Origin of the sequence: Clostridium sp. D5, assembly GCF_000190355.1 — a bacterium.
GTDB lineage: Bacteria > Bacillota > Clostridia > Lachnospirales > Lachnospiraceae > Faecalicatena > Faecalicatena fissicatena_A.
Genome location: NZ_GL870815.1, coordinates 100,703 through 111,520 on the forward strand (window position 1 = coordinate 100,703; position 10,818 = coordinate 111,520).

Annotated in this window: 10 protein-coding genes; 6 read left to right on the forward strand and 4 right to left on the reverse strand. The window is 44.0% G+C overall.

The genetic code is table 11. The features are described from left to right. Nucleotides 1-145 precede the first annotated feature (145 nt). Both metE and metF read left to right on the forward strand, forming a co-directional pair. Entirely contained in the window at nucleotides 146-2,416 is a 2,271-nt protein-coding gene (gene metE / locus HMPREF0240_RS15800) for a 5-methyltetrahydropteroyltriglutamate--homocysteine S-methyltransferase (RefSeq protein ID WP_009004413.1), read from the forward strand. Nucleotides 2,417-2,420: 4 nt separating this feature from the next. After that, complete coding sequence (gene metF, locus HMPREF0240_RS15805) at nucleotides 2,421-3,302, forward strand: methylenetetrahydrofolate reductase [NAD(P)H] (protein WP_009004414.1); 882 nt, start codon at nucleotides 2,421-2,423, stop codon at nucleotides 3,300-3,302. Between the two features lie 430 nt (nucleotides 3,303-3,732). Here metF and HMPREF0240_RS15810 read toward each other — a convergent pair whose 3' ends face one another. The 3 genes from HMPREF0240_RS15810 to HMPREF0240_RS15820 all read right to left on the reverse strand — a co-directional run bounded on the left by HMPREF0240_RS15810 (nucleotide 3,733) and on the right by HMPREF0240_RS15820 (nucleotide 8,025). Next, entirely contained in the window at nucleotides 3,733-5,463 is a 1,731-nt protein-coding gene (locus HMPREF0240_RS15810; RefSeq protein ID WP_009004415.1) for an ABC transporter ATP-binding protein, read from the reverse strand. Beyond that, on the reverse strand, nucleotides 5,460-7,235 hold the full coding sequence (locus tag HMPREF0240_RS15815) for an ABC transporter ATP-binding protein (protein WP_009004416.1): 1,776 nt from the start codon (nucleotides 7,233-7,235) through the stop codon (nucleotides 5,460-5,462). Before HMPREF0240_RS15815 ends, HMPREF0240_RS15810 begins: the two co-directional genes overlap by 4 nt. A 172-nt stretch (nucleotides 7,236-7,407) precedes the next feature. Further along, entirely contained in the window at nucleotides 7,408-8,025 is a 618-nt protein-coding gene (locus HMPREF0240_RS15820; RefSeq protein WP_009004417.1) for a TetR/AcrR family transcriptional regulator, read from the reverse strand. Nucleotides 8,026-8,211: 186 nt separating this feature from the next. Between HMPREF0240_RS15820 and HMPREF0240_RS15825 the strand changes: the two genes are divergently transcribed. From HMPREF0240_RS15825 to HMPREF0240_RS15845, 4 genes are all read left to right on the forward strand, one after another. Then, nucleotides 8,212-8,403 (forward strand): hypothetical protein, encoded by a 192-nt coding sequence (locus HMPREF0240_RS15825; protein WP_009251534.1) that lies wholly within the window; start codon nucleotides 8,212-8,214, stop codon nucleotides 8,401-8,403. Nucleotides 8,404-8,493: 90 nt separating this feature from the next. Further along, a complete protein-coding gene (locus tag HMPREF0240_RS15830; protein ID WP_009004419.1) occupies nucleotides 8,494-9,024 on the forward strand; it encodes a hypothetical protein in 531 nt (176 codons plus the stop codon). Between the two features lie 66 nt (nucleotides 9,025-9,090). After that, complete coding sequence (locus tag HMPREF0240_RS15835) at nucleotides 9,091-9,729, forward strand: class I SAM-dependent methyltransferase (RefSeq protein WP_009251535.1); 639 nt, start codon at nucleotides 9,091-9,093, stop codon at nucleotides 9,727-9,729. A 404-nt stretch (nucleotides 9,730-10,133) separates the two neighbouring features. After that, a complete protein-coding gene (locus HMPREF0240_RS15845; RefSeq protein ID WP_009004422.1) occupies nucleotides 10,134-10,502 on the forward strand; it encodes a DUF6050 family protein in 369 nt (122 codons plus the stop codon). Between the two features lie 113 nt (nucleotides 10,503-10,615). Here HMPREF0240_RS15845 and HMPREF0240_RS15850 read toward each other — a convergent pair whose 3' ends face one another. Then, on the reverse strand, nucleotides 10,616-10,816 hold the full coding sequence (locus tag HMPREF0240_RS15850) for a transposon-transfer assisting family protein (RefSeq protein ID WP_009004423.1): 201 nt from the start codon (nucleotides 10,814-10,816) through the stop codon (nucleotides 10,616-10,618). Nucleotides 10,817-10,818: the final 2 nt, after the last annotated feature.

The following is a 10,818-nucleotide window of genomic DNA, read 5'->3' on the forward strand; positions in this document are numbered from 1 at the left end:
ATTATACAAATCCAGTCATGTGATTTATACTGATAACAACGATCATATCTGGTGTATAGCCGGTTTGATTTCATGGAGTTCCCAATTCTCGTTTGAGTTTGGTGGATTCTATTGCGATAAGAGATAAGACGATAAGGAGGAAAGGATGCAGACATCAGTAATCGGATTTCCCAGAATCGGAACCTTACGGGAATTGAAGTTCGCTTCTGAGAAATATTTTAAAAAGGAAATTTCCGAAAAGGAATTGCTACAAACAGGGAAAGAGCTGCGGGTTACACATTGGAATACACAGAAACAGGCTGGCATTGACTATATCTCCTGTAATGACTTTTCGTATTATGATATGGTGCTGGACACAGTGGTTTTATTCAATCTAATTCCCAAACGATACAAAGAATTGAACCTGTCGGATTTGGATACCTATTTTGCAATGGCACGAGGCTACCAGGGGACTTCTGGCGATGTCAAGGCTCTTGCGATGAAAAAATGGTTCAATACCAATTACCATTACATTGTTCCGGAAATCGAGGATGATATGCAAATCATACTTGCGGGGAACAAGCCGTTTGCAGAATACAAAGAAGCAAAAGCCCTAGGAATTGAAACAAAACCCGTTGTAATCGGGGCCTATACCCTGCTTAAATTATGCCGTTATACAGGCAAAAAAACCTTGAAAGATATTGCAGGTTCTGTTGCGAAAGCCTATCAGGAGTTTCTTCACTCTTGTGAAGAAATCGGAATCCCATGGATTCAGTTTGACGAACCGTCTCTTGTGCAGGATATGGATCAGGAAGCCATCTCCTTGTTCCAGCAACTATATGATTCGATTCTTTCAGACAAAAGAAACTGCCATGTTCTATTGCAAACGTATTTTGGAGATGTCAGGGATATTTATCAGGAACTTCTTACCATGCCCTTTGACGGGATCGGCTTGGATTTTATTGAGGGGAAAAAGACCGCTTCCTTGATTGAAGCATATGGTTTTCCGCAGGATAAGCAGTTATTTGCCGGGTTGATTAACGGAAAAAACATTTGGAAGAACCACTATGAACCAACCTTGCGGATGATAAAGATGTTGCAGGCAAAGAGTATCCAATGTGTATTATCGACCTCCTGTTCGCTCCTGCATGTTCCTTACACATTAAAGCATGAGCACATGTTATCCAAACACTACACATCGTATTTCGCATTTGCAGAAGAAAAACTGGACGAGCTTGCGCAGCTTAAAGAACTTGCCCAATGTGAGGACTATCATGTAGCGTCATCTTATCAGGCGAACACAAAGCTGTTTGCGCAAGCAAGAGATTGCGTGAATGAAGATGTGCATCAACGGCTTTCCCGGATCACCGAAGATGATTATATCAGAAAACCCAGTCGCAACAAGCGGCAGGTATTGCAGAAACAGAAACTTGCATTGCCGGAATTCCCAACTACAACCATCGGTTCATTTCCCCAGACAAACGATGTAAAAGTAAAGCGATCCACTTACCGCAAAGGTGAAGTATCGGAAACAGAATACAAGGAGTTTATCAAAAAGAAAATTACGGAGTGCGTCAGATGGCAGGAAGAAATCGGACTGGACGTGCTGGTTCACGGAGAATATGAACGAAACGATATGGTGGAGTATTTTGGCGAAGCATTAGGAGGCTTTCTGTTCACAGAAAAAGCATGGGTACAGTCTTATGGTACGCGATGCGTAAAACCACCCATTATATGGGGGGATGTCTATCGTGAAAAAACCATTACCATTGAGTGGTCTGTCTATGCACAGTCCTTGACGAAAAAAGCAATGAAGGGAATGCTGACTGGCCCTGTAACAATCCTCAACTGGTCATTTCCACGAGAGGATATTTCTATCAAGGAATCCATTTCCCAAATTGCCCTAGCGATTCGTGATGAGGTATTGGATTTGGAGAAGAACGGAATTAAAATCATACAGATTGATGAGGCGGCTCTTCGGGAAAAACTGCCGCTTCGGAAATCAGACTGGCAGAAGGAATATTTGGATTTTGCAATTCCTGCGTTCCGCCTGACACACAGCGGCGTCCGACCGGAAACACAAATCCATACACATATGTGTTACAGTGAGTTCACAGACATTATTCCGGCGATTGACGATATGGACGCCGATGTCATTACGTTTGAAGCATCCCGTTCTGATCTGCAAATACTCACTTCGCTGCGGGAACACAACTTTGAAACAGAAGTGGGCCCGGGAGTATATGATATACATTCCCCAAGGGTTCCCTCTGTGGAGGAAATCGTTGCGGCCCTTCATATCATGCTTACCAAAATCGACTCAACCAAGCTCTGGGTCAATCCTGACTGTGGATTAAAGACAAGGGGGATACCGGAAACAGAGGAAAGCCTTAAACATATGGTAGAGGCGGCAAAAGTGATTCGGAAAGACGTATAACAAAATGAAGATTTCAGAACTATACCAAGCAAAACAGAATCAGGGGAACCCTTCTAAAAAAACCTTGTCCTTTGAAATATTCCCCCCAAAAAAGGACAGTGAGTTAAAGAACATTGACAAAACCCTGGCTGTGTTATGTGAACTGAATCCCGATTATATCAGTGTGACATTCGGTGCGGGAGGTGGTGCGAACCGCAACCGCACCATAGAGCTTGCGAAACGAATCAAACAGGAATATCATGTAGAGCCGGTGGTCCACTTAACCTGCCTACACTATGATAAAGCAGAAATTGATGAGTTTGCAAGGGTTCTTGCCAACGCCGGTCTGCAAAATGTCCTTGCACTTCGGGGTGATAAAAACCCGGATATGAGGGAAAAAGAATCGTTTTGTCATGCATCGGATTTGATTGCGTACCTGAAAGGCAAATGGGACTTTTGCTTTTTAGGAGCTTGTTACCCAGAGTGTCATCCTGAATCTGAGGATAAAGTCGGTGAGATCAGGCACTTAAAAGCAAAGGTAAACGCAGGCGCGGAGGTGTTGCTGTCACAATTATGTTTTGACAATCATGCGTTCTTTCGCTTTCAGGAGGCTTGCAGGATTGCCGACATTCAGGCTCCGATCATTCCAGGCATCATGCCCGTGATCAATGCCGCACAAATCAAGAGGATGATTACCATGTGTGGTGCAACATTTCCCGTCCAATTTCAAAAAATCATTCAAAAATACGAATCGAATAAGGAGGCTCTTTTTGATGCGGGAATGTCCTACGCATTAAGCCAGATTATTGATCTGCTTGTCAGCGATGTGGAAGGGATTCATTTATATACGATGAATAATCCCTTGGTTGCAAGGCGAATATGTGAGGGTATCCGCAATATCGTATAAGTTTCTGAGAGCGTATACAAGCAGAAGTAACTATGTGTAGGCGCAGGATCTCCAAATAAGTCCCAGATAGCGGGCAGCAGTTTTGAAGTAGTTTATTTCAAGGCTGCTGCCTTTTTTATACGATACAAATTTCAAGTTCCGAATACAATCGGTTTTCTCCCAGGCGGCCCAACTGCCTTTACTGTCCATACTGCGCTGAAATGCGCAAGCGCCGGAGCAAGAAGCTGTGGGCGCGAAAACACAGGGGGCATGCGTAGAAAAAGTAAAGGGAAAAGGCCCTGAAATCTCTGGGCCTTTTCCCTTGGTCGGAGGTGTGGCTGAGTGTTACTATCCCCCCCCCCGGAAACGGCATTTACTTTTTCTACAAATAGGCAACCAAAAAGCAATCGAGGATTGTTTGACCAATTCAGCCGGAAATAGATTGTACTTTCTAAATTCCCCAATCCCTACTCAACGTTTGCAGCTTGACCATATGGGGATAAATCGTTCCTGTATTCATCAGAGTTTCCGGAGTTCCCTGTTCCGCAACCAAACCACCTGAAAGCACAACCACTTTGTCTGCACCGCTTACGGTGCGCATACGGTGTGCGATTACAAGTGTGGTCTTATCCTTGATCAGCGTTGATAAAGCGGTCTGTATCAGTGTTTCATTTTCCACGTCCAGGCTCGCCGTTGCTTCATCCAGTAAAATGATGGGGGCATTTTTGAGGAAAGCGCGGGCGATTGAAATACGCTGCCGTTCACCGCCTGATAGTTCGCAGCCATTTTCACCGATCATACTACTATAACCGTCCGGGAGCTTTACAACAAATTCATCACAATTTGCCAGCTTTGCCGCTGCAATCACTTCTTCATCCGTTGCGTCTTTTCTGCCGATTCGGATATTCTCTATGACTGTGTTGTTAAACAGCGTCACATCTTGAAATACGATCGAGTACAGCGACAGCAAGGTTTCCGGTTCTATTTCCGATATATCCATACCGCCGACAGTGATTTTCCCCTTGCCGATATCCCAAAACCGAGCGGCAAGGCGTGATACCGTAGTTTTTCCGCCACCAGACGGGCCGACTAAGGCGGTCACTTCTCCCTGTTTTGCAGTAAAGGACACGTCTTTCAATACGGTTTCTCCGGTATTATAAGCAAATCCTACATGATCGAACACAATATCATAGCCTTGATTCGTTAGCCTGTTACTGCCTGTTTGGATAGGTTTGTCAAGGATTTCATTCATGCGGTTTATATTCGGTTTTGTGGAGATTACCGCAGCAAGATTTTGTAATGCCCCCTCAAGCGGAGCGTACAATCTGGAAGCTACAAGTAAAAACAGAAAGAACAGTGGAACATCAATCTCCCCACGAATAAGCAGCACTGAACCGACAAGCGCAACTGTGGCAATCCCGAATTTTAATATCAGAGTGGAGGACACAACAAACAGGGCCGTCCCCAGTTCTGTTATAATATGCCGTTTTTCCACATAGTCTATTTTTTTATTCAGTCCTTTTAGGTAGCTTTTTTCCGCATTGTTCGCCTTTAAGTCCTGTAAACTTTCGATACACTCCTGCACACCGCTTTCCAGCGCGACATTGGCCTCTACCGATTTACGGTTAAAGTATGTTTGGATGCGGGCTGAAAAGAATGTGATTACAAACGCGATCGGTAAAACCCAAACAGCCGCAAGCGCCATGCGCCAGTCATAGGCAAAAAGGCAGACTGCAATCAGTGTTGTGGAAATAAGGGAGCCTGCCAAAGCGGGCACATAATGGGAGAACGCTGTTTCCAGGGTGGCACAATCACCCATGATGGAATTTGTCAAATCAGCAAGGTCTTTTTTGCCAAAAAAGGACAGGGGGATTTTCCGGAGCTGTTCCGCTAAGGAAACACGCCTTACCCCACTTTCCACATAAGTTGCTAAATAGGTGGCATTGTATTGAAAATACGTTACTATGAATATGAGTACAAGGCAAGCCAAAGCGCCAACCGCATAGAAAGCAATGCGGCTCCCATTTACGCCCCTGTTCATGAGATCAATGACAAAACTATAGAGAAGCCCGACAGGGAGCATAAAGGATATGTCCTGAAAAACACAAGCGATACAGCCTTTGATCAAATCGACAGCCCCTTGCCTTGATAACGCAAAACGCCTTTGTAATATCTGAATCATGCGCTTACCTCCTTTGAAATCTTCCATTCTGCTGCTTCGGAATAATTTTTCCACATCCGTGTAAAGATTCCGTTCTTCTGTATCAGTCCGCTATGCGTGCCGCTTTCGGCAATCTCCCCGTCTTGCAGCACATAAATGCAGTCCGCGTCTGTAATGGATGATAATCTGTGTGCAATCATAATCACGGTTTTCCCTTTTGAAAGAACCGATAAAGCCTGTTGTATACGCACCTCATTGTCGGGATCGGCAAAAGCGGTCGCTTCATCAAGGATTAAAATAGGCGCGTTTTTCAAAATAGCGCGGGCGATCGCGATTCGCTGCTGTTCACCGCCAGACAGGTACACGCCGTTTGTGCCGACCACCGTATCGATGCCATTCGGTAATTTTTCAATGATGTCCATGCACTGTGCCGCTTGCAAGGCTTGGTTAATTTCCTCCCGTGTCGCGTCAGGCTTTGCCATACGCACGTTTTCCAAAATGGAGGCTTTGATAAGGCGGCTGTTTTGAAACACAAACGATACCGTATTCATCAGCGTTTCTTTTGGAATATCGCGTATGTCAATATTGCCTATCCGTATGCGTCCTTCTTGCGGATCAAAAAACCTTGTAACGATATTCGCAAGGGTCGTTTTGCCGCCGCCGGAAGCGCCTACCAAGGCGATTGTCTGCCCCGGTTCAATCCGCAATGACACATCATTGAGGGCATTTTTCTTGCCGTCATAGCTGTAACTAACGTGTTCCAATGTCACGCCGTTGTCATTTGGTACATGCTTCATTGGACTTTCGGATAACGGCTTTTCGTTCATCACTTCGTCAATTCTATTGAGCGCGTCCCTTACAATCATTGCATCCTCGCTCATAAACATGATTTTTGTAAGTGTCGTACCGATGACAGGAGTAATCACAATATAAAAGATCAGATTTAGTAGCAGTTCATTTGTTACGCCATTCCTTGTAAAGAGAATCCCACCGGCAATCAGAAAAGCGAATACGCCGTTGATTGCAGTTGTATAGAACATCATGGGAAGGCGGAGCCTCTTTGTGTAGGCGATCACCCATTTTTCATAATTATCAATAGTTCCTTTGAAGCGTTTGAAAGAAAAGATTGTCTGCCCGAACGTCTTTACAACGGGGACGCCCCTGACATATTCAACGGCTTCATTCGACATGTCGGAAAGTGCATTTTGGTACTGTTCCATGCTCTCAACCATATCTTTCCCGGTCATCTTCATCATAATTAGAAAACCAAGCACAACGGGAATAAGGCTTAAAATACCTAACCTCCAATCGAACCCAAGCAGTAAAAAGATCAATCCTATGGGGGTGGCAATTGCCCCCGCTTTGTCGGGAAGCCTGTGCGCCAGATACGTTTCCGTAGCGGCACTGGAACTGTTTACAATCCTCCGTAGTTTTCCGCTTCCATACTTTTCCGTTATACCAAGCGGCAGGGCTGTGATATGCTGCATAAGCTCTTTTCGGATATTAGCTGCAACCCGGAACGCGCTCATATGCGAACACATCAAAGCGGCTATGTAGACAAGAATCGAGAGAATCGCAGACAATACAGCAGACCAGCCGTATCTTGTGATATTCTCCGCCCGTGCGAAGTCTGGGGCAACTTTCAGTACATCATGAATGATACGCCATATATACCAAAATGGCACAAGCGCCAACAGCGCACTCATGGCAGACAGCACCCAGGAAAGATAGGTCAATATTTTATGCCTCCCGGCATACCCCATCAATTGGGATAAGTTAGACTGTTTTTTCATCAGAAACCCTCCTTAATAAATTTTTATGATATGCAGGGAATGATCCTCCCTCGAATATCCTTGTGTAGTACTTTGCGTTTTACATAGTTAGCGGCAGCTAACTAATGCGCCAAATATAATGGAAAGCGTGTGCTTCCCATTATGTATGAATGCTAGGTAGGATCGACTTTGTTTATTGCCCCATAAGCTTCATCCATCCAGCAGTATAAAAGGTTCTCATTGCTTCCAAATAGTGTTTTGCTTCTTCCAGTGGCATTTCGTGTATAATCAGCTCAAAAAAGGTGTTGAACATTCCCGTAATTAAGATATGTTCCAGCCGTTCATCAATGTGCGGTGACGGCCTGCCCAGATTTTCAAGCACCTTCAAATAATCATGCGTCCCTTTTGTTTCGATCTCCACCATTTCATCAATCAGCCTTGAAAAACGAGTTCCTTCCGATTTGCAAAGAATAAGCTTACATTCATTCAGATGATCGTAAGCGTATAGAAGCATCTCATACATACACTCGCCGGAAGTGGAGGTAAGCTTGTCCGGCTGTTCCTCCGGGGATGTTTCTGCAAATTCTTTTTGCGCCTTGCAAAAGCGATCCAATAAAAAGTTGTAATGTTTTCCTACCAGTGCTTCAAATAATTCTTCCTTGCTTTTATAGTAGCCATAAAACGCGCCGGTTGTCACACCTGCCATCTTGACGATATTCCGCAGCGAAGCGGACTGATAGCCTTTTTCAAGAAATTCCTGTAATGCGGCTGAAAATATTCGGTTTAAGGTTGTCTGTTCCTTTTTGTTCATTACTTCATCCTTGTTGTAACAATGTTATATATTACTGTTATATAATACGGAAAATTTATGAATTTGTCAATTCGTTTTTTAGATATATTTTAAATCTGCATACAAAGAATATGTTTCCATCCCCTTGGAATTGTGGTACAATAGAAAAAACGAATGCGAATCAGGGCATTAAAAGGAACTTTACATATGGGAATTTTGCAAATAGCGGTTCTTGTATTGCTGCTATATCTTGCTATCGTGATGCTGCTTGCATCAATACGGGCATGGATAGCAAGCAGGAAAGGGCGGGAAAACACCAGGAAAACATTTAAAGAAACGTTTTGGAATTGCTTCATAGAGTTTCTTGGAGAGATGCTTAATCCATTTAATTGGCTTTGATTTTGATAGTGGGTAAGTTCCATTGATCCAGCAGGCAAAGTACATATTTCAGTTAGTTGAAACTAACAAAAAAGAGGAGGCGGATAGAGATTGCTCCTATGGTTAAATCTTCTTTTGATATTTTTTGGTATAGGGCTATTTGGGCTGAGTTACTCACTCTTTCGTAAAAGCAAGGAAGATAAAGAGGGCCTTAGAATTTACGGTGCATTTGGCTATGGAGGTGTTGCCCTTATTGTCGGGGGAGCAGATCAGATCATTGGATATTATGTATCATATCCTTGGTGGTATAGTCTTGTTACATTGATTCTCCTGGAAATTGCAGTCTATTTCTTAATTCGACCGGGATTTCGTAAAAGCAATCAAGACGCTTTGAAGCGGAAGAATATATTGAAAATCATATTTGATGTTGTTCTTATTTTAAGTGCCATCTTGTTGAGCTGCAATTTATTCGGTCTGCGTTTGTTTCCAATGCAAAGTGACATAGCATGGCTGGCTTTTAGTTTAGGAAATATTGGAGCAATATGGATATCCGATATCTCCCGAAAAGCAAAATATATTTATATAACGTTATTTATTATCGCAGGCGTGTTTATAATGCTTGACCCGGTTTTGTTTATTTAGAAATCAGGGTGAAATTCAAACAGCACGGAACTCGTGGTAATACAAGAAGAAAGGATCGGTGATTCCATGGGGATTTTCAAACAGTTTTTTAACAACACCAGAAAGCCGGACGGTTGGATGGGGAAATTGATGGTCAACGGTATGAATCAAGGGCATGCCGCTGTTTCCGATTGGGGACTTTCCTATTTTCCAGATATACCGGTGGCGGCGCATTCCATGGTCGCAGATTTCGGATGTGGTGGAGGACGCAATACCGCAGCGCTTTTAAAGCGGTTTCCGGCTGCAACGGTCACAGCGCTGGACTATTCCAAGGTCGCTTGTGATAAAACAAAGCAGTTCAACCGGCATGAGGTACAGATTGGGAGATGTAACGTTGTGCAGGGGGATGTATCTCGTCTCCCCTTTGAAGCAGCGACATTTGATGTAATCACTGCCTTTGAAACGGTCTATTTCTGGCCGGGGCCAGTGGAGAGCTTTCAAGAAGTCTGGCGGGTACTGAAACCGGGTGGCACATTTATGATTGTGAATGAATCGGATGGTAGGAACACAAAAGACGAAAAATGGGCTGGTATCATCGATGGAATGCGTATTTTTACGCAGGAGCGGTTGACACAATACTTAAAAGATGCAGGCTTTTCCCAGATAGCCGCACATGTAAATCGGAAACAACACTGGATTTGTCTCCTGGCGGAGAAAGCACGGTAAGCGGAACCGCCGATTCAAAATGAGGATTTACAGAGATTTGTGTTACGGTTGTTGAAAGATTATAATGAGAATACGATGGAAATTATATCTGAGATTTTGGATTTGATTGTGGAGGGGACACTGGAGCTAATTGGCAGTAAAAAGGTTCCTATGATACTACGAATCATCGCCGGATTCGTTCTGATTGGGCTTTGTAGCGGTTTAGTCGGCTTGTTTGTTTATTTAGGAATGATGCATCAGCATCCTCTGTTGATAGTCATTGGAGTGGTTCTGTTACTGTTTATGGCCGTTACTGTGTATAGATATATCAAACAACACATGTGATGTCCTCAAAAATAAAAAGGACAAGCAAACAATAAAGATACTTACTTGATATTATCTTAAACGCATGAGGGAGGAATAGGATGACACGCGGAGAGATTTGGAAAGATTTTTTGAAACATACAGTTTTGACCTTGGTAATCGCACTGTTTCTGTTTTTGATCTTCAAGTCTGTCTTTACCAAAAACGGCGAAACGGAATATTTTTATGTCTGGCTCTGTTGCGGGATTCCCTTTGGGATTCGGAGAATGTTTGTCTGGCTGGTTCCCCATGGATATGACTTAGGCGGTTCGGTTGGTATTATTGCTGTGAATTTTATAATAGGCGGCCTGATCGGCGGGGTCATCCTGACTTGGCGTCTGGTGGTTGCTCTATGGTATATTCCTTTGACCATTTACCGATTGCTTGCCATAGGAAAAGAGAGTAAAATAGAGCGTGGATTGGAGGAGTAAAAACAGAACTTCGCTCCATTCAGATTGATACATATTCCGACAAACAGAAAATGAAAAAGCGCCGGACGCAAGGGCCATATAGCCCCCACGCCCGGCGCTTTTGCCTGCTTGGGTTATTCGTCTGTGAAATGGAACTGCTGGGCCTCGAAATCGGCGTCGCTCATGGCGTCCAGCTTATCGACGGTCTGGCAGGCCAGCACCCGGATGGCTGCCTCCATATCCAGCAGGGCTGCCCGGAGATTTTCCGCCGTCCTGCGGCGGTCGCTCTTGTGATACAGACAGATCAGGTTTTCTTCTTCTACGGTGAAATACATTT